The sequence below is a fragment of the Streptomyces sp. NPDC058665 genome (assembly GCF_042714995.1).
Classification (GTDB): Bacteria; Actinomycetota; Actinomycetes; order Streptomycetales; family Streptomycetaceae; genus Streptomyces.
Genome location: NZ_JBHXRX010000079.1, coordinates 16,745 through 35,569, shown reverse-complemented (window position 1 = coordinate 35,569; position 18,825 = coordinate 16,745). Strand labels below are relative to the sequence as shown.

The 18,825-nt window shown below is 71.7% G+C and carries 19 protein-coding genes and 1 riboswitch; of the genes, 16 read left to right on the top strand and 3 right to left on the bottom strand.

Annotated elements, in window-relative coordinates; genetic code table 11:
• Positions 1-245: 245 nt before the first annotated feature.
• Together ACFWV8_RS33795 and ACFWV8_RS33790 are read left to right on the top strand one after the other, a co-directional pair.
• Positions 246-1,079 carry a carbon-nitrogen hydrolase family protein gene (locus ACFWV8_RS33795; protein WP_384213270.1) on the top strand — a complete coding sequence of 278 codons (834 nt, stop codon included), beginning with the start codon at positions 246-248 and terminating at the stop codon, positions 1,077-1,079.
• Positions 1,080-1,147: 68 nt separating this feature from the next.
• Complete coding sequence (locus ACFWV8_RS33790; protein ID WP_384213267.1) at positions 1,148-2,869, top strand: flavin monoamine oxidase family protein; 1,722 nt, start codon at positions 1,148-1,150, stop codon at positions 2,867-2,869.
• 234 nt (positions 2,870-3,103) lie between these two features.
• Here ACFWV8_RS33790 and ACFWV8_RS33785 read toward each other — a convergent pair whose 3' ends face one another.
• Both ACFWV8_RS33785 and ACFWV8_RS33780 read right to left on the bottom strand, forming a co-directional pair.
• Positions 3,104-3,823, bottom strand: a complete 720-nt coding sequence (locus ACFWV8_RS33785) for a DUF5995 family protein (RefSeq protein WP_384213264.1) — start codon at positions 3,821-3,823, stop codon at positions 3,104-3,106.
• A gap of 95 nt (positions 3,824-3,918) precedes the next feature.
• Complete coding sequence (locus ACFWV8_RS33780; protein WP_384213261.1) at positions 3,919-5,142, bottom strand: MFS transporter; 1,224 nt, start codon at positions 5,140-5,142, stop codon at positions 3,919-3,921.
• Positions 5,143-5,300: 158 nt separating this feature from the next.
• Here ACFWV8_RS33780 and ACFWV8_RS33775 point away from each other — a divergent pair, with 158 nt between their 5' ends.
• Entirely contained in the window at positions 5,301-6,485 is a 1,185-nt protein-coding gene (locus ACFWV8_RS33775; protein WP_384213258.1) for an ROK family transcriptional regulator, read from the top strand.
• A 69-nt stretch (positions 6,486-6,554) separates the two neighbouring features.
• Here the strand turns inward: ACFWV8_RS33775 and ACFWV8_RS33770 are convergent, their stop codons facing one another.
• Positions 6,555-7,301, bottom strand: coding sequence for an SDR family oxidoreductase (locus ACFWV8_RS33770; RefSeq protein ID WP_384213255.1), 747 nt, complete (start codon positions 7,299-7,301; stop codon positions 6,555-6,557).
• 186 nt (positions 7,302-7,487) lie between these two features.
• Positions 7,488-7,618, top strand: a riboswitch (FMN riboswitch).
• A gap of 173 nt (positions 7,619-7,791) precedes the next feature.
• Between ACFWV8_RS33770 and ribD the strand changes: the two genes are divergently transcribed.
• From ribD to ACFWV8_RS33705, 13 genes are all read left to right on the top strand, one after another.
• Positions 7,792-8,913 (top strand): bifunctional diaminohydroxyphosphoribosylaminopyrimidine deaminase/5-amino-6-(5-phosphoribosylamino)uracil reductase RibD, encoded by a 1,122-nt coding sequence (gene ribD / locus ACFWV8_RS33765; protein ID WP_384213278.1) that lies wholly within the window; start codon positions 7,792-7,794, stop codon positions 8,911-8,913.
• The gene (locus ACFWV8_RS33760; protein ID WP_384213252.1) at positions 8,914-9,531 is read left to right on the top strand and encodes a riboflavin synthase; all 618 of its coding nucleotides are present in this window, start codon (positions 8,914-8,916) and stop codon (positions 9,529-9,531) included.
• 83 nt (positions 9,532-9,614) lie between these two features.
• Entirely contained in the window at positions 9,615-10,205 is a 591-nt protein-coding gene (locus tag ACFWV8_RS33755) for a nicotinamide riboside transporter PnuC (protein WP_384213276.1), read from the top strand.
• A complete protein-coding gene (locus ACFWV8_RS33750) occupies positions 10,202-11,494 on the top strand; it encodes a bifunctional 3,4-dihydroxy-2-butanone-4-phosphate synthase/GTP cyclohydrolase II (protein WP_384213249.1) in 1,293 nt (430 codons plus the stop codon). The genes ACFWV8_RS33755 and ACFWV8_RS33750 overlap by 4 nt, the downstream gene beginning before the upstream one ends.
• A gap of 72 nt (positions 11,495-11,566) precedes the next feature.
• Positions 11,567-12,052 carry a 6,7-dimethyl-8-ribityllumazine synthase gene (ribH, locus tag ACFWV8_RS33745; protein ID WP_384213247.1) on the top strand — a complete coding sequence of 162 codons (486 nt, stop codon included), beginning with the start codon at positions 11,567-11,569 and terminating at the stop codon, positions 12,050-12,052.
• Between the two features lie 34 nt (positions 12,053-12,086).
• Positions 12,087-12,359: a phosphoribosyl-ATP diphosphatase gene (locus ACFWV8_RS33740; RefSeq protein ID WP_383643553.1), complete on the top strand. Its 273-nt coding sequence runs from the start codon at positions 12,087-12,089 to the stop codon at positions 12,357-12,359.
• 138 nt (positions 12,360-12,497) lie between these two features.
• A complete protein-coding gene (hisG, locus tag ACFWV8_RS33735) occupies positions 12,498-13,346 on the top strand; it encodes an ATP phosphoribosyltransferase (protein ID WP_329390006.1) in 849 nt (282 codons plus the stop codon).
• 20 nt (positions 13,347-13,366) lie between these two features.
• Positions 13,367-13,915 carry a PH domain-containing protein gene (locus ACFWV8_RS33730; protein ID WP_384213273.1) on the top strand — a complete coding sequence of 183 codons (549 nt, stop codon included), beginning with the start codon at positions 13,367-13,369 and terminating at the stop codon, positions 13,913-13,915.
• Positions 13,916-14,097: 182 nt separating this feature from the next.
• Complete coding sequence (locus ACFWV8_RS33725; RefSeq protein ID WP_384213240.1) at positions 14,098-15,585, top strand: hemolysin family protein; 1,488 nt, start codon at positions 14,098-14,100, stop codon at positions 15,583-15,585.
• Positions 15,582-16,670 carry a hemolysin family protein gene (locus ACFWV8_RS33720; RefSeq protein WP_384213237.1) on the top strand — a complete coding sequence of 363 codons (1,089 nt, stop codon included), beginning with the start codon at positions 15,582-15,584 and terminating at the stop codon, positions 16,668-16,670. The genes ACFWV8_RS33725 and ACFWV8_RS33720 overlap by 4 nt, the downstream gene beginning before the upstream one ends.
• Before the next feature lie 245 nt (positions 16,671-16,915).
• Positions 16,916-17,758, top strand: a complete 843-nt coding sequence (locus tag ACFWV8_RS33715; protein WP_384213234.1) for a sensor histidine kinase — start codon at positions 16,916-16,918, stop codon at positions 17,756-17,758.
• Positions 17,755-18,417 (top strand): response regulator, encoded by a 663-nt coding sequence (locus tag ACFWV8_RS33710; protein WP_384213231.1) that lies wholly within the window; start codon positions 17,755-17,757, stop codon positions 18,415-18,417. The genes ACFWV8_RS33715 and ACFWV8_RS33710 overlap by 4 nt, the downstream gene beginning before the upstream one ends.
• A gap of 146 nt (positions 18,418-18,563) precedes the next feature.
• The gene (locus tag ACFWV8_RS33705; RefSeq protein ID WP_329390016.1) at positions 18,564-18,686 is read left to right on the top strand and encodes a lasso RiPP family leader peptide-containing protein; all 123 of its coding nucleotides are present in this window, start codon (positions 18,564-18,566) and stop codon (positions 18,684-18,686) included.
• The last annotated feature ends 139 nt before the right edge of the window (positions 18,687-18,825 follow it).

Genomic DNA, 18,825 nt, shown 5'->3' with positions numbered 1-18,825 from the left:
CGACAACGCGGCGAGCGCGCGTGCCAGGCGTCGTGGGCCAGACGGGACTTCTAAAACACGCCCTAGCCACTCGGCCGTACGGCGGAGAACGGCGTGGGGCCCGCGACGCAACGAATCGCCGTCCAGGGGCCCGAAGACGCAACGAATGCCCTGCTCACACGCAACAGAGGCGCCTTGCCGCCGCGGAAGTCGGAGCCGTACCTTCTGAATGTCCCCCCGAACACCCTGACGTCCCGAGGTCTGCCATGCCGTCGTCGCGTATCGCCCTGCTCCAGAGCTCCGGCAGGCCCGGCGACACCGTGCGGAATCTTGAGCTCATCGCCCGCGCGGCGCGGGAGGCGGCGGACGGCGGGGCGGCCCTGCTGGTCTGTCCCGAGCTGTTCCTCACCGGCTACGCCATCGGCGCCGACGTGTCGCGGCTGGCCGAGCCCGCCGACGGTCCGGGCGCCGATGCGGTGGCCAGGATCGCCGACGAGTACGGTGTCGCGATCCTGTACGGCTACCCGGAGCGGGCCGGCGACGGCGCCGCCGCGCGCCTCCACAACGCCGCGCGGCTCATCGGCCCCGACGGCTCGGCCCTCGCCGACTACCGCAAGACCCACCTCTACGGCGGCTTCGAGGAGAAGTGGTTCACCCCGGGCGACACCCCGGTCGTACAGGCGGAGCTCGGCGGACTGCGGGTCGGGATCATGATCTGCTACGACGTCGAGTTCCCCGAGAACGTACGCGCCCACGCGCTCGCAGGGACCGATCTGCTGCTGGTGCCGACGGCCCAGATGCACCCGTTCCAGTTCGTCGCCGAGTCCGTCGTGCCGGTGCGTGCCTTCGAGAACCAGATGTACGTGGCGTATGTGAACCGGACCGGGTCCGAAGGCGAGGCCGGATCCGGGGCCGGGGCCGCCTTCGAGTTCGTCGGGCTGAGCTGTCTGGCCGGTCCCGACGGCACCACCCGCGCGAGGGCCGGACGCGGCGAAGAGCTGCTCTTCGGCGACGTCGACCCCGAACTGCTCCGGGCCTCCCGCGCCGCCAACCCCTATCTGCGCGACCGTCGCCCCGGCCTCTACGGCTCCCTGAACTGACCGCGACCGCCCCGCGCCTCCCACCGCCCGCACCCCGCCCGCCCCACCCCGCAAGGAGCCCGTACCCCATGACGTCCACGGTGCCCACCGCCGCCCCGCACCCCGAGGGCCGGCCGGACGCCGGCCTGCCGCCGATCACCATGTTCGGTCCGGACTTCCCGTACGCCTACGACGACTTCCTCGCCCACCCCGCCGGCGTCGGCCAGGTCCCGGCGACCGAGCACGGCGCCGAGGTCGCGGTCATCGGCGGCGGTCTCTCCGGCATCGTCGCCGCGTACGAGCTGATGAAGATGGGCCTGCGGCCGGTCGTCTACGAGGCCGACCGGATCGGCGGCCGGCTGCGTACCGTCGGCTTCGACGGCTGCGACCCGGAACTGACCGCCGAGCTGGGCGCGATGCGCTTCCCGCCGTCCTCCACCGCGCTCCGGCACTACATCGACCTGGTGGGCCTGGTCACCGAGCCGTTCCCCAACCCCCTTGCCCCCGGCACCCCTTCGACCGTCGTGGACCTCAAGGGCGAGTCGCACTACGCCGAGACGATCGACGATCTGCCACAGGTCTACCGCGACGTGATGGCCGCCTGGAACACCTGTCTGGAGGAGGGCGCCGACTTCTCCGACATGAACCGCGCCATGCGCGAGCGCGACGTGCCACGTATCCGGGAGATCTGGGCGCGGCTGGTGGAGAAGCTCGACAACCAGACCTTCTACGGCTTCCTCTGCGACTCCGAGGCCTTCAAGTCCTTCCGGCACCGCGAGATCTTCGGCCAGGTCGGCTTCGGTACGGGCGGCTGGGACACCGACTTCCCCAACTCCATCCTGGAGATCCTGCGCGTCGTCTACTCCGAGGCCGACGACCACCACCGCGGCATCGTCGGCGGCAGCCGGCAACTGCCGCTGCGGCTCTGGGAACGCGAGCCCGCCAAGATCACGCACTGGCCGCTCGGCACCTCGCTCTCCTCGCTGCACGGCGGCGAGCCGCGCGGTGCCGTGACCCGGCTGCACCGTACGGCGGGTGACCGGATCACCGTCACCGACGCCTCGGGGGACATCCGCACCTACCGAGCGGCCGTCTTCACCGCCCAGTCCTGGATGCTGCTTTCGAAGATCGACTGCTCCGACTCGCTCTTCCCGATCGACCACTGGACGGCGATGGAGCGGACCCACTACATGGAGTCGTCCAAGCTGTTCGTGCCGGTGGACCGGCCGTTCTGGCTGGACAAGGCCGTCGACGACCAGGGGAATCCGACCGGCCGCGACACGATGTCGATGACCCTCACCGACCGCATGACCCGCGGCACCTATCTCCTGGACAACGGACCGGACCGGCCGGCCGTCATCTGCCTCTCCTACACCTGGTGCGACGACAGCCTGAAGTGGCTGCCGCTGTCGGCGAACGAGCGGATGGAGGTCATGCTCAAGTCGCTCGGCGAGATCTATCCGAAGGTCGACATCCGCGAGCACGTCATCGGCAGCCCGGTGACGGTCTCGTGGGAGAACGAGCCCTATTTCATGGGCGCGTTCAAGGCGAACCTGCCCGGCCACTACCGCTACCAGCGCCGTCTGTTCACCCACTTCATGCAGGACAGGCTCCCCGCGGACAAGCGCGGCGTCTTCCTGGCGGGCGACGACATCTCATGGACGGCGGGGTGGGCGGAGGGCGCCGTACAGACCGCGCTCAACGCCGTGTGGGGCGTGATGACCCACTTCGGCGGCGCCACGGACCCGGCGAATCCGGGGCCGGGGGACGTGTACGACGAGATCGCTCCGGTGGAGCTGCCGGAGGACTGAGCGGTACGGGGGCGGGCTAGGGCGTGTTGTGAAAGTCCCGTCTGGCTCACGACGCCTGGCACGCGCGCTCGCGGTGTTGTCGGAGTCATCCAAGTACGTCCGGTCCATCTACGGGGTTGATCCTCCGCCTTGCGATCGCACGCACCAGACGCCGTGAGCCCCGCCCTTTGGGCGGACGACGCCACTTTCACAACACGCCCTGGGCGTACGGGACGGTGCCCGCCCGCGCCGCTCTCAGCCGTACGGTGTGAGCAGGCACCGCCCCACCAGCCCCACCCCCGCGTCCATCCGCTCCCTGAACTCCTCGGCCAGCGGCGGCACTTCACGCAGCCCCCAGAGCACCAGCGCCGACGACCAGGCCGCCTCCAGGGCCCGTGCCACGTTCCAGGACCCGAGCAGATGCGTCACCGGGTCCTCGACCCGCTGGCCCCGCCCGGCGTCCGGACCGGCCGGTGCCTGCTCGCCGACGCGCTCCACGAGCAGCGTGAGCGCGTCGCCGACCCGCGCGAACGCCGTTTCCAGCGCGGGCGGTTCGCAGCCACGCGCCCGGCACAGGTCCACCACGGCGAGCGCCAGATCGTGCCCCACATGCGCGTTGACGCCCGCGAGCGCGAACTGCACCGGCCGCAGGCCCGGATGGCGCCGGTAGTGGAACAGGGGCCGCCAGGCGGCCGGCGCCCGCCCGCCCAGGTCCACCGCGTCGACAGCCGCCAGATACCGCTCGGCGAGCGCCGAACGCAGCGCGGACGCCTCCCGCGTGGCGGCCGTAGCGTCGCGACCGCCCCCGTGCGACGCCGCGATGTCCCCCGCGCCCGACAGACAGAGCCCGTTGAAAACCGACACGCCGTCACCGTCCGGCCACGCCGAACGCAGCGCGTGCATGCGCTGCCACACGGAATCGGGTGGGCGCCGGTCGTCGTCGGGTGGGGCCGCGAGCAGTTGGATCTCCGCCATGGGGGCAGCGTCCCAGCCCGGTAGCCCACCGGGGGCCGGGGGAGCGGGACTTCGTCAGAACGGGGGACGCTCGGCGTCTCGGTGCTCGCGCCCCGTCAGTCCTTCTGTAGGGAAGGCGCGGGCGCCGGTGCCCCCGCCGCCCCCGGAGCCGTACGCCGGTCGCTGGTCTTCAGGACGCTCGCGCCCAGCACCAGTCCGAAGGCCAGCAACGTCACCAGGCCGAAGGAGACGACCAGGGAGGTCGCGTCGGCCACCGCGCCGATAGCCGAGGGGGCGATCAGCCCCGAGGTGTACGTGATGGTCGCGACGCCCGCGATGGCCTGGCTCGGGTTGGGCCCGCTGCGCCCGGCGGCGGCGAAGGCCAGCGGTACGACCACCGCCACACCCAGCCCCACGAAGGCGAACCCGCCCATCGCGACCAGCGGACCGGGCGCGACGACCACCAGCACGCCGCCGAGAGTGGCGGAGAAGCCGCCGACCCTGACACACCGCACGGCGCCGAAGCGGTCGACGACCCGGTCGCCCAGCAGCCGCGCGACGGCCATGGTCAGGGCGAAGGCCGTGGTGGACGCGGCGGCGAGCCCGGGGGACGTGTCCAGTACGTCCTCCAGATACACCGCCGACCAGTCCAGGCTCGCGCCCTCGGCGAAGACCGCGCAGAATCCGATCCCGCCGATGAGCAGCGCGGACTTCGGCGGCAGCGCGAAGCGCGGCGGCGGCTCGTCGTCCGGCGCGCTGCGCAGATCGAGCACCCACCGGCAGGCGATCAGGCCCGCGACCGTGAGCACGGTGGCCGCGATCAGATGGTGCACGCGCGCGTCGCTGTCCATATGGGCGGCGAGGGTGCCGCCGGCGGAGCCGAGCAGCGCGCCCGAACTCCACATGCCGTGCAGGCTGGACATGATCGACTTGTCGAGCCGGTTCTCGATCTCCACGCCGAGCGCGTTCATCGCGACGTCGGACATGCCCGAGGTGGCGCCGTAGACGAAGAGCGCCAGACAGAGCGTCAGCAGGTTGGGGGCGAGCGCGGGCAGGGTGAGGGAGAGTGTCCAGAGCGCGAGCAGCCCGCGCAGCGCCGTACGCGCGCCGAAGCGGTGGCTCACCGCGCCGGCCAGCGGCATCGCGAGCGACGCGCCGATGGCGGGGAAGGCGAGCGCGAGCCCCAACTGCCCGGCGCTCAGGGACGCGTGATCCTGGATCCAGGGGATACGGGTCGCGAAACTGCCGGTGACGGAGCCGTGCACGAGGAAGACGGCGGCCACGGCGAACCGTGCCTGCCGGAGCCGTCGCGTGTCGAAGTCCGGTGATCCGGTCGTCATTGCGTCTCGTCCTCCCCCTGTGGCGCGGTGACGCCTGTCCAACAGCGCGGTCGGTGCGGTCGGCGCGGCCGGCGCGGCAGTAAACTATCAGGAACCCTGCTTGATAAATAGATGGCACCAGTCGCAAGAACGCCATGGCCATCTGGAAGGATCCAGGTATGGCCGCATCCCCGAGCACGGCACGGGCCATCAACGACCGCCTCGCCCTGGAACTGCTCCAGGAAGAAGGCCCGTTGACGGCGGGACAGCTCAAGACACTCACCGGGCTCTCCCGGCCCACGGTCGCCGACCTCGTGGAGCGGCTGCAAGGCTCCGGTCTGGTCAGGATCGTCGGCGAGACGGGCGGCAGGCGCCGCGGCCCCAACGCGCGGCTGTACGGTCTCGTCGCCGACCGGGCGCATCTCGCTGCGCTGGACGTACGCACCCAGAGCGTCGCCGTCGTCGTCAGCGATCTCCTCGGCGCGACCCTCGCCGAGGCGGTGCTGCCCATAGGCAGTGACACCGGTGTCGAACCGGCCGTGGAGGGTGCGGCGGCGCTGCTGGAGCGCACGGCCCGCGACGCGGGCGCCGTGCGGCTGCACAGCGTCGGCATCGGCGCGCCCGGCCTGATCGACCCGGTGACCGGTGAACTCCGTGAGACCAGCGGCGTGCCCGCCTGGCACCGAAGACTCGTGGCCGCGCTCCAGGAACGCCTCTCCGCCACCGTCCTCGTCGAGAACGAGACCAATCTCGCCGCCGTCGCCGAACAGCGCGTCGGCGCGGCGCGGGACCAGGTCACCGGCACCTTCGTCCTGCTGTGGCTGGGCTTCGGCGTGGGCGCGGCGCTCGTCCTGGACGGCAAGGTCCGGCGGGGCGCGTCCGGCGGCGCCGGCGAGATCGGCTTCCTTCCGGTGCCGGGGACGTCGGGACTGCCCTCGTCCACCGGCTGCGACGGGGGATTCCACTCGCTGGCCGGCTCGGCTGCCGTCTGCGAACTCGCGGAGAAGCACGGCCTGTTCGCCGACCCCGGCCCCCAGGAGCCGCCCGCGGCGGCCGTCGTGCGCGCCGCCCTCACGGCGGGTCCGGCGGGGGACGCCTTCCTCGACGCGCTCGCCGCGCGGCTCGCCGTCGGCGCCGCCGCCATCAGCGCCGTACTCGACCCGGGCCGGGTGGTCCTGGCGGGCGAGGTCGGCCAGGCGGGCGGTACGGCGCTGGCCTCCCGGGTCGAGGCCCGCCTGGCGCGGATGTCCCCCCTCCGTACGGAGGTGGTGGCGACGTCCCTGGGCGGCGCGGCCGTGCTGCGCGGCGCGCTGCTGACGGCGCGGGACGCCGCCCAGAACGACCTGTTCGCACCGCCTGTCTGACGGAGCGTCAGCGACCTGCGGAAGCACCGCACACGGCCGTCACGTGAAACGGCTTTCCCCCGGGCCGGCTCATAACTTCCGCGTCGCCAGAAAGTCCTCGAACGTCTCCTTGCCCACCGCCCGTTCGGGCGTCAGCTGATGGCCCTGGCGGTACCCCGCGTACGCCTTTCCGAACAGCGGCATCGCCACCACCCGCCGCTTGTGCCCCGTCGCCCGCAGATACGCGTCGGCCAGCTCCCGCACGGTCCGGACCTCGGGACCGCCGAGGTCGGGTACCCGCCCCGCCGGCGGCCGGGCCGCCAGGTCCGCCACCCAGGACGCGACCTCGGCCGAGCCGATCGGCTGGAGGCTCACCTGCGCGGGAAGCAGCGCGGCGACCGGCAGCTTGGTCGCGCCCTCCAGCATCCGCAGGACGTGATCATGGAACTGGGTCGTACGCACGATCGTCCAGCCGAGCCCCGAATCCTCGATCACCCGCTCGACGATCCTTTTCGTCCGGTGGTAACCGAGCGGCAATCGGTCGACCCCGACGATCGAGATGTGCACGAGATGCGGAATCCGCGCACGGATCGCCGACTCCACCAGATGCGCCGCCGCCCTGTCGTCACCGCCGCGCACCGAGGACGCGCAGTGGACGATCACGTCCACACCCTTCAGCGCCGCGTCCAGTGCCCTGCTGTCGTCGTCGCGCAGATCGACGGTGTACGGCTGTGAACCGCGGCTCAGCACCCGGACGTGGTGCTCGTCCGTGCGCAGCCTGTCCACGACCTGTCTGCCGAGTGTTCCCGTACCACCGGTCACGAGGATTGTTGCCATGGCCCAAGCCTGCCAGCGTGTGACACCCGGGGAGACGACAGGGTGGCGACCCGTGACCGCCCGGCCCCCCGGACGTATCCGGAACGGCCCGCCGGCGCTCCCGCCGGCCACCCTCTGTGAGGCACCGCACACAACTCACCCGGATGGCCGACGATCAGGCATGGCACACTGGTCGCGTACCAGCAGCAGCGCACTCCGGGGTCGGTGCAATTCCGAACCGGCGGTTACAGTCCGCGACCCGACCGCTTCCAGCGGTCGGTTGACCAGGTGAAACTCCTGGACCGACGGTGAAAGTCCGGATGGGAGGCAGTGCGCGGCGGGCCGTCACAGGTATGCCGCCGTCGGCGGATCGTCCTCGGACGATTCGTATCCTCGGTCTTGGCGTCCCCGTGTGCGTCGCCCGTTTCTCTGTCGTCATCGACAGGCCCCGGAGTCCGTGCCCCAGAGGCAGGAGGACCCGGTGGCCACCACCACGGCCGACACGGACGCCATGCGTCGAGCCATCGCGCTCGCCGCCCGCGCGCTCGGCGCCACCAGCCCCAATCCGGTCGTCGGATGCGTGATCCTCGACGCCTCCGGAGCACTCGCCGGCGAGGGATTCCACCAGCGGGCCGGCGGCCCGCACGCCGAGATCCACGCCCTGCGCGCGGCCGGCGGCCGGGCCGCGGGCGGCACCGCCTACGTCACCCTCGAACCGTGCGACCACACGGGCCGCACCGGCCCGTGCTCCCGGGCGCTCATCGAGGCCGGTATCGCCCGCGTCGTCCACGCGGTCGGCGACCCGAACCCACAGGCCGGCGGCGGCGCCGGCACCCTGCGCGCGGCCGGTGTCCGCGTCGACCAGGGGCTGCTCGCCGACGAGGCCGAGGCGGGCAACGCGGCCTGGCTCACCTCCGTACGGCTCGGCCGCCCCTACGTCCTGTGGAAGTACGCCGCCACCCTCGACGGCCGGATCGCGGCGGCCGACACCACCAGCCGCTGGATCACCTCCGCCGAGTCCCGCGCCGACGTCCACCGGCTCCGCGCCGAGGCGGACGCCGTCGTCGTCGGCTCCGGCACGGCCCGCGCCGACGACCCGCACCTCGCGGTCCGCGGCATCCCCGGCGCCGTCCAGCCGCTGCGGGTCGTCATCGACACCGAAGCCACCGCCGTACGACCGGGGGCACGCGTCCTGGACGGTGCCGCCCCCACCCTGATCGCCGTCGCCGATGACGCCGACACCCGGCACCTCAAGGCCGCGGGGCCGGACGAGGAGCCGGTGGACGTCCTGCGGCTGCCGCGCGCCGAACGCGGCCTGTCCGTCCCCGCGTTGCTCGCCGCTCTGCACGAGCGCGGCGTGCGTTCCGTACTCCTCGAAGGCGGCCCGACGCTGGCCGGGGCCTTCGTCGCCGCCGGCGCCGTCGACAAGGTCGTCGGCTATCTCGCGCCCGTCCTGCTGGGCGCCGGACCCGCCGCCCTGGGCGACGCCGGAATCACCACCCTCGCGCGGGCGTTGCGCCTGCGGATGACCGAGACCGTACGCGTCGGCCCCGATCTCCGCGTCACCGCGACACCCGAACCCGCCACACCCGTCAGCACCAGCGGTGCTGCCGTCACCCCCAAGGAGCGCTGAGTGTTCACCGGAATCGTCGAAGAACTGGGTCGGGTCACCGCCGTCGAGAACCTCGGTGACTCCTCCCGCTTCCGTCTGCGCGGCCCCGCCGTCACCGAAGGCGCCAAGCACGGCGACTCGATCGCCGTCAACGGCGTCTGCCTCACCGTCGTCGACCTCGACGAGGGCGAGTTCACCGCGGACGTCATGGCCGAGACACTCAACCGCTCCAGCCTCGGCGCGCTCGTACCCGGCTCACGGGTCAACCTGGAGCGGCCCATGGCGGTCGGTGACCGGCTCGGCGGGCACATCGTCCAGGGCCATGTCGACGGCACCGGCGCGATCGTGGACCGCAAGAAGTCCGAGCACTGGGAGATCGTCAAGATCTCACTGCCCGCCGACCTCACCCGCTACGTCGTGGAGAAGGGCTCCATCACCGTCGACGGCGTGAGCCTCACCGTGGTCGACGCGGGACCCGACTACTTCACCATCAGCCTCATCCCCACCACCCTCGCGCTGACCACCCTCGGCATCAAGGAGCCCGGCGACCCGGTCAACCTGGAGGTCGACGTCATCGCCAAGTACGTGGAGCGGCTGATGACCTCCGGTGCCCACGAGGCGGGGGGACCGGTCCGGTGAGCGCCCTGCCCTCCTGGCCGGACGTGTCGTGGCTGAACGCGGAGGCGTTCACCGCCTTCGGCCAGCACATCATCTGGTCCGACATGGTCGGCAACTCGATGGGGCTGGTCGCCCTCGTGCTCGGCTGGCGGCGCTCGATCCTGACCTGGCCCGCGCAACTGCTGTCGGGCGCCATCCTCGTCGCCGCGTACGCATCCGCGCACCTCAGCGGCGGCGTCGGCAAACAACTCCTCGTGATCGGCGTGGCGTTGTGGGGCTGGCGGATGTGGCAGCGCGGCAGGCAGGAGGCCCCCGACGGATCGGCCGGCACGATCGCCGTACGGTTCGCCACCTGGCCCGAGCGCCGGCTGCTCCTCGGCGGTACGGCGCTGGGCACCCTTGCCGTCGGCGCCCTCTTCAGCGCCGTACCCGACCTGTCCTGGAACCCGTGGCCCGACGCGTACATCTTCGTCGGCACCCTCGCCGCGATGGTCGCGCAGGCGCGCGGTCTGGTCGAATTCTGGTTCGCCTGGCTCCTGGTGGACCTCGTCGGAGTGCCGCTCGCCTTCAGCAGCGGACTGGCCTTCTCCGGCCTCGTGTACGTCGTCTACCTCGGCCTCGTCCTGTGGGGCCTGCGGGACTGGTGGCTGCGCACCCGCGTGGCCGCCCCGGCTCTGGAAGGAGCGGCAGCATGACCGCACAGCCCACCTGGTACTCCACCGACAACATCGAGGACTTCGCCCTGGACCCCGTGGAGCGGGCCGTCATGGACATCGCGGCGGGCCGGCCCGTCGTGGTCGTCGACGACGAGGACCGCGAGAACGAGGGCGACCTCGTGATCGCCGCCGAGAAGGCGACCCCCGAGATCGTCGCCTTCATGATGAGCGAGTGCCGCGGACTGATCTGCGCCCCCATGGAGGGCGCGGAGCTGGACCGGCTCGAACTGCCGCAGATGGTCGACCACAACACCGAGTCGATGCGCACCGCGTTCACGGTGTCCGTCGACGCGGGACCGGCCCACGGCGTCACCACCGGCATCTCGGCCGCCGACCGCGCCACCACGCTCCGGCTGCTCGCCGCGGGCGAGGCCATCGGGCCCGCCGACTTCGTCCGGCCCGGCCATGTCTTCCCGCTGCGCGCCAAGCCCGGCGGGGTGCTCGTACGCAACGGCCACACCGAGGCCGCGGTCGACCTCGCCCGGCTGGCGGGGCTGCGCCCGGCCGGGGCCATCGTCGAGATCGCGGGCGAGGACGGGGTGATGCTCCGGCTGCCCGAGCTGATCGCGTTCGCCCGCAAGCACGGCCTGACGATCATCTCCATCGAGGACCTGATCGCCTACCGGCTGGCCGCCGAGCCCACCGTGCGCCGCGAGGCCGAGGTCCGACTGCCAACGGCCTTCGGCGAGTTCACCGCGTACGGCTACCGGTCCACCGTCGACGGCGTCGAGCATGTCGCACTCGTCCACGGTGACATCGGCGACGGCGCCGACGTCGTCGTCAGGGTCCACTCCGAGTGCCTGACCGGCGACATCTTCTCCTCCCAGCGCTGCGACTGCGGCCCCCAGCTCCAGGCATCGATGGAGCGCGTCACCGAGGCCGGCCGGGGGGTCGTCGTCTATCTGCGCGGCCACGAGGGGCGCGGCATCGGTCTGCTGTCCAAGCTGCGCGCGTACGAACTCCAGGAGCGCGGGCGCGACACCCTCGACGCCAACCTCGAACTCGGCCTGCCCGCCGACGCGCGCGACTACGCGGCGGGGGCGCGGATCCTCGAAGACCTCGGGGTGCGCAGCCTGCGGCTGATGACCAACAACCCCGACAAGGTGGACGCGTTGGTGCGGCACGGTCTCGACGTGATCGCGCGCGTGCCCATGCCCGTCCAGGCGGGGGAGCACAACCTCCGGTATCTGCGCACCAAGCGGGACCGGATGGGGCATGAACTGCCCTGGCTCGACCCGGCGGCGGGCTCGGCCTGCGGCAACCAGTGACCACCACGCGTACATCGGCACACCGGAACACCGGACACCGGCACATCGGAATATCGGAACAACAGGAGAGACATGAGCGGCAAGGGTGCACCCGAACTGACCGTCCGCAACTGCGGCGACCTGCGGGTGGCGGTCATCGCGGCCCTGTGGCACGAAAAGGTCATGGACGGACTCGTGGACGGCGCCCTGGGCGCCCTGCGTGAACTGGGCATCGACGAGCCGACCCTGATCAGGGTCCCCGGCAGTTTCGAGCTGCCCGTCGCCGCCAAGGTCCTCGCCGACCGCGGTTACGACGCGGTCGTCGCCCTCGGCGTCGTCATCCGCGGCGGGACCCCGCACTTCGACTACGTGTGCCAGGGCGTCACCCAGGGCCTGACCCAGGTCTCGATCGACACCGGCGTACCGGTCGGCTTCGGCGTGCTGACCTGCGACACCGAGGAGCAGGCGCTGGACAGGGCGGGACTTGAGTCCTCCCGCGAGGACAAGGGGCACGAGGCCGCCACCGCCGCCGTCGCCACGGCGGCCACCCTGCGCGCCCTCGCCGAACCCTGGCGCTGACGGCTCCGCCCGACCGCGTACGCTAGGCACCACCATGCCGAAGAAGACGTTCGAGGAGCTCTTCGCCGAGCTTCAGCAGAAGGCCGCCACGGGCGACCCCAGCACCTCCCGCACCGCCGAACTGGTGGACAAGGGAGTGCATGCCATCGGTAAGAAGGTCGTCGAAGAGGCCGCCGAGGTGTGGATGGCGGCCGAGTACGAGGGGCCCGAAGCCACCGCCGAGGAGATCTCGCAGCTGCTGTACCACGTCCAGGTGATGATGGTCGCGCGCGGGATCTCCCTCGACGACGTCTACTCCCATCTCTGAGCACCACCCTCGTCCGACGTACGACTTCCCACAACTCCACGGCGCCGGGCGCACGGTCGCGCCCGGATCCCGCCCGCCCGCCGTTCACCTCACGTTCCCCGTTCGCCGCTGTCACGCATACGTAAGGAAGCCACTCTCATGCTGCGTATCGCCGTCCCCAACAAGGGTTCGCTCTCCGGGGCAGCGTCCGAGATGCTCCATGAGGCGGGCTACCAGCAGCGCAAGGAGTCCAAGGAGCTCGTCCTGGTCGACCCCGGGAACGAGGTCGAGTTCTTCTACCTGCGCCCGCGTGACATCGCGATCTATGTGAGCTCCGGCCGTCTCGACATCGGCATCACCGGCCGTGACCTGCTGCTCGACTCGGGTGCGGGCGCCGAGGAGATCCTGCCGCTCGGCTTCGCGCGCTCCACCTTCCGCTTCGCCGCCAAGCCCGGCGCGGCCACGTCCGTCGCCGACTTCGGCGGGCTGACGATCGCCACCTCCTACGAAGGCGTCGTCGTCAAGTACCTCGCCGACAAGGGCGTCGACGCCTCCGTCGTCCACCTCGACGGCGCCGTCGAGACCGCGATCGAGCTCGGCGTCGCGCAGATCATCGCCGACGTGGTGGAGACCGGCACATCCATGCGGAACGCCGGGCTCGAAGTCATCGGCGAGCCGATCATGAAGTCCGAGGCGGTCGTCATCCGCCGCAACGGCGCGGACGCCGGCGACCCGAAGGTCCAGCAGTTCCTGCGCCGCCTCCAGGGTGTCCTGGTCGCCCGCTCGTACGTGATGATGGACTACGACTGCCGCGCCGAGCACCTGGAGCGCGCCGTCGCCCTTACGCCCGGCCTGGAGTCGCCCACCGTCTCCCCGCTGCACAACGAGGGCTGGGTCGCCGTCCGCGCGATGGTCCCGGCCGCCGAGGCGCAGCGGATCATGGACGATCTGTACGAGCTCGGTGCCCGCGCCATCCTCACCACGGCCATCCACGCCTGCCGCCTGTGAAGGACTCATCTCCGATGCCCGTGCCGGCCCCCCGCCCCACGCCGCCCGACCTGCCGGCGCTCCCCGTGACGCTGCGCCCGAACGTCACCCGGGCTGTCCTGCTGTCCGTCGGGACGGTCATGCTCCTCGTCATCACGGCGATGTCCCTGCTGCTGGAGAAGCTGAACCCGGCCGAGCGCGTCAGCTTCATCTTCGTGGGGCTGCTCTTCTTCGGTGTGCTGTGCCTGCTGAGCCGCCCCAAGGTCGTCGCCGACGACACGGGCGTCACCGTCGTCAATCTCACCCGCGTCCGGCGGCTGGAGTGGGCGGAGATCCTGCGCGTCAACCTCCGGGTGGGCGACCCGTGGGTCTTCCTCGACCTGAGCGACGGCACCAGCATGCCCGCGCTCGGCATCCAGCCGGGTGTCGCGAGGCAGAAGGCCGTACGCGACGCGCGGACCCTGCGCGCCCTGGCCGAGTCGCACGCCACCGGCACGGACACGACGCCCGGTGCCGGTGCCGGCGACGTCCGTACGGAGACCACGACCGACGCCGGTACGGACTCGGCCACGGATGCCGGTCCCGCGTGAACATTGCGGTGCCGGTCCCAGTGGCTACGCTGGGGGCGGCGGCGCCAGGTGCGCCCCGCCCCGCATCCGACGGCCGTGAGTACCGGCCCGCGGGGCATCCTGCGACCCGAGGAGTGACTCCCTCCAGCAATGGACGGATCATCCGGTAGTACATGCGCCGCCGCCTTCGAAGAGGCGGCGGCATGACCATCCCCCTGCTGCTGCTCACCGCGGCATTCCTTCTCATCCTCGCCAACGGGTTCTTCGTGGCGGCCGAGTTCGGTCTCGTGACCGTGGACCGGCCGGACGCCGAACGCGCAGCCGCCGCGGGCGACCGCCGCGCCCGCGCCGTTGTCCGGGCCCTGCGGGAGCTGTCGTTCCAGCTCTCCGGCACCCAGCTCGGTATCACCATCACCTCACTCGTCGTCGGCATGCTGGCCGAGCCCGCGCTCGCCCAGCTGCTCGACGGCCCGCTCACCGCGACCGGTCTCCCCGAAGGGGCCGTGTCCGGGGTCGCCGTGGTGACCGGTGTGCTTCTCGCCTCCGCCGTCCAGATGGTCATCGGAGAACTCGTACCGAAGAACTGGGCGGTCTCCCGGCCGTTGCAGGTCGCCCGCTTCGTCGCCGGCCCGCAGCATCTGTTCGCCACCGTCTTCCGGCCCGTCATCACCCTGCTCAACACGGTGGCCAACCGGCTGGTGCGGCTGCTCGGCGTCGAACCGACCGAGGAACTGGCCTCGGCCCGTACACCCGGTGAGCTGGTCTCGCTGGCCAGACACTCCGCGCTGGCCGGCGCCCTCGAACAGGACACGGCCGACCTGTTCGTACGCACCCTGTCCCTCGGGCATCTCACGGCCCAGCACGTGATGACCCCCCGCGTGAAGGTCATAGCCCTCCAGTCGGACGCCACCGCGGCCGACGTGCTCAACCTGACCCGCGCCACCGGCCTGTCGCGCTTCCCCGTCTACCGGGAGCGCATCGACGAGATCGTCGGCATGGCCCACCTCAAGGACGCGCTGGCCGTCCCCGCGCACGAGCGGGGACGCGCGCCGGTCGGCCGGATCTCCGTGCAGGCCCAGCTCGTGCCCGAGACGCTGCCGGTCCGGCAGCTGCTGGAGCGGCTGCGCAGCGAGCAGCCGATCGCCGTGGTCGTCGACGAGTACGGCGGTACGGCCGGGGTCGTCACCCTTGAGGACATCGTCGAGGAACTGGTCGGCGAGGTCCTGGACGAGCACGACAGCGAGGGCGACGGGCGGCCCGAACTCGCCGCCGTCACCACCGACGACGGGCGCCCCACCTGGGACGCCGAGGGCAGCTGCCGGGTCCTCACCCTCCGGCGGATAGGACTTGAGGTCCCCGACGGGCCGTACGAGACGGTGGCCGGTCTGGTCGCCGATCTGCTGGGCCGTATCCCCGCCCCCGGCGACCGCGCGGAGCTGCCCGGCTGGCGGCTCTCGGTCCGGCAGGTCGGGCGCTACCGGGCCGAGCGTGTCCGGCTGGTGCGCACCGGCGACGTCCCGGCATCGGCCGTCGTGCAGGCCGCGCGGCGGGCGCCGGACAGGATCACGGTCAGGGCCACGGCGCCCGCACAGGGCACGGCGCCCGCACCGCCCACGCCGACACAGCCGTCGGCAGAGACGCCGACGCCCGCTGCCGAGCCCGCCACGGCCACGGCGGAGGCGGCCCGGTGAGCGTCCTCCAACTCCTCTTCGCCGTCCTGCTCGTCCTCGCCAACGGGTTCTTCGTAGGAGCCGAGTTCGCGCTCGTCTCCGTACGGCGCAGCCAGATCGAACCCCTGGCCGCCGCGGGATCGGCACGCGCAAGACAGGTGCTGCACGGTCTGGAGAATCTGCCGCAGATGATGGCCGCCGCGCAGTTCGGCATCACCATCTGCTCCCTGACGCTCGGCGCGGTCGCCGAGCCCACCGTGGCCCATCTCCTCGAACCGCTCTTCCACGCGGCTCATGTGCCCGAGGGCCTCATCCATCCGCTGGGCTTCTTCATCGCCCTCGCCCTGGTCGTCTTCCTGCACCTCGTCATCGGCGAGATGGTGCCGAAGAACCTCGCCATGGCGGCGCCGGAGAAGACCGCGATCTGGTTCAGCCCCGGTCTCGTCGGCTTCGCCCGTCTCTGCCGCCCCGTCACCGCGGCCCTCGGCGCCTGCGCCACGCTGGTCCTGCGGGCCTTCGGCGTCGAGCCCAAGGACGAGGTGGAGGCCGTCTTCACCAGCGAACAACTCAACCGTCTCGTGGCGGACTCCGGTGACGCCGGCCTCCTCGAACCGGAGGAGCGGGAACGGCTGGGGGACGCCCTGGAGCTAGGCTCCCGGCCGGTCACCGACGTTCTGCTCACCCGGGCCGGGCTGGTGACCGTCACACCCTCCGTCACGCCCCGCGAGATCGAGGAGCTGACGGTGCGCACCGGTTTCTCCCGCTTCCCGGTCTGCGCCGACAGCACGGGGGTCTTCATGGGCTACCTGCATGTCAAGGACGTCCTCGATCTGGAGGACAGGGAGCGCGCCGTACCGCAGCACGTCTGGCGGCCGATGACCACCCTGCGGGCCGAACTGCCGCTGGACGACGCCCTCACCGTCATGCGCCGGGCCGCCACCCACCTCGCCCAGGTCGCCGACGCGACCGGCCGGGTGCTGGGCCTCGTCGCCCTGGAGGATGTACTGGAATTGCTCGTCGGCGAGGTACGGGACCCGTCCCACCGGCAGCTGACACGGCCGGGCCACCAGCGCACCGACCAGGCCGGGCAGGCGCTCGCGCGCTGAGCCCGCCACCGCCGGAGGGGCCGAAACCGGTCCCTCCGGCAGGTCGCGGACGGCCGGTTTTCGGCCCCCATCAACGGGTCAACTCCTCGTATGTTCAAACACATGCTGAATCAACGGGGCATGCGTGACAGAACGAAACACGACCTGACCAAATTGTGTGACACGAGTGGAATGTGCGAGTCGAGTGGGGGAAGTCCGCGCGTACCGTCTTCGTACGGGCGCTGTCCGGCCATCGGCGGGCTGGGATGAGGTGGTCACTTCGCGGCTGGGTGTCCCTGACGGTCTTCTTCCTTCTCTTTCTCCTCCTGGTGCTGCCATGGCCCAAGGCTCTCGGCCTCTCCGTGGCCATCGGCAGCCTCTCCGCCCTCGCGCCGCTGCTCGTCTGGGCCGCCAGACAGCGGCTCGGCCGGCGGCCCACGGCGGCGGCGTTCCCGCGGGTGCGGTTCACCGAGCAGTTGGTGGCCGTCCGTGAGCAGGAACGCCACCGGATCCGACGTGACCTGCACGACGGTCTCGGTCCGAGCCTCGCCGGGATCCGGCTCCGTCTGGACACCGCGGCGGGGGCCGTCCACGAGTCGTCGGCCCGCCGCCTGATCCTGGACGCCGCCGACGAGGCCTCGCGCACCATGGACGACGTGCGGCGCATCATCGACGACCTGCGGCCCCCGGACCTCGACGATGTGGGCCTGCCGAGCGCGCTGCGGAACCTGGTGGACCGGGTCGGCACGGAGACCACGCTGCGCGTCGACTGCGTTCTGCCGGAGCCCGGCACGTACCGGCGGCCCGGCTACACCACAGAACTGGCCGCCTACCGGATCGCATCCGAAGCGCTGACGAACGTCATCCGGCACGCCGCGGCCGGCACCGTCACCGTCTCCCTGGACGTCCACGGGGACCGTCTCGTCCTCCAGGTGCTGGACGACGGCATCGGCCTGCCACCCGGCCACGCGACGGGTGGCCGCAGGGTCGGGCTGAACTCGATGGCGCAGCGCGCCGAGGAGGTCGGGGGCCGCTGTCTGCTGCTGCCGCATCCCCGGGGTCCTTCGGGGACGCTCGTGCATGTGCTCCTGCCCCGGAACCCGGTATGAACGTCCGGGTGTTCCTCGTGGACGACCATCCGATGTTCCGGGCCGGTGTCCGGATCGCGCTGGCGGACAACGACGGCCTGGAGGTCGTCGGAGAGGCCGCCACGGGCGAGGAGGCCGTACAGACGCTGCTGGGCAGGAAGGTCACCGCGGACATCGTCCTGATGGACATGCAGCTCCCGGGGTGCTCGGGCACCGAGGCGACCAGGACGATCGTCGACGGCTTCCCGCCGGGGGCCGCCGTGCCCCGCATCCTGGTGATGTCGGTGGCGGCGGACGACGACGCGGTGGTCTCGGCGCTGCGAGCCGGTGCCTACGGCTATCTGGTCAAGGGGGCGCCACGGGAGGAGCTGATACGGGCCGTACGCACCGTCGCGGTCGGGGGAGCCGTGTTCAGCCCGGCGGTGGCGGCCCGGCTCGGTGCCTATTTCTCGGCGGTGCACGAACTGCCGAGCCGCGCCGCCTTTCCCCATCTCACCGACCGCGAACGGCAGGTGCTCGACCTCCTCGCGAGGGGATTCAACAACCGCCGTATCGCCCGGGAGTTGGTGCTCTCCGAGAAGACCGTGCGCAACCATGTGTCCCATATCTTCGCCAAGTTGCAGGTCAGCGACCGGACGGAGGCGGCCGTACGGGCGCGTGACGCGGGACTCGGCGGCTGAACCCCGGCGGCCGGGACCCGGAAGGGTGCGGTGACCCAGGAACCCGGGACCACGGGCCTCCTACGGTGACGGGGACCGGGGGCGGTGTCCGGCCGGTGGGCCGGACACCGCCTCACCAGCACATCCGAATGGGACGGTGACCTCAGATGGCCGATCATGACGAATACGAGACCCCCGCTCTGGTCGAGCTCGGTGACTTCGCCGAGCTGACCCTGGGCTGGGACAGCGCGTGCGAGGACATCTTCGGCGGCGGTGCCTGGGCCTGCTGACGGTCCGGCGGAGCCGAACGGCGGCGGAGGGCTTCCCTCCGCCGCTGTTTCGCGTTCCCCGGGCCCGCCCGGCTCCGCCGGGCGGGCTCGGTCCCGGGGATGACATTCTCCGGCCCGATGTGCCGTCACGCGCTCCACG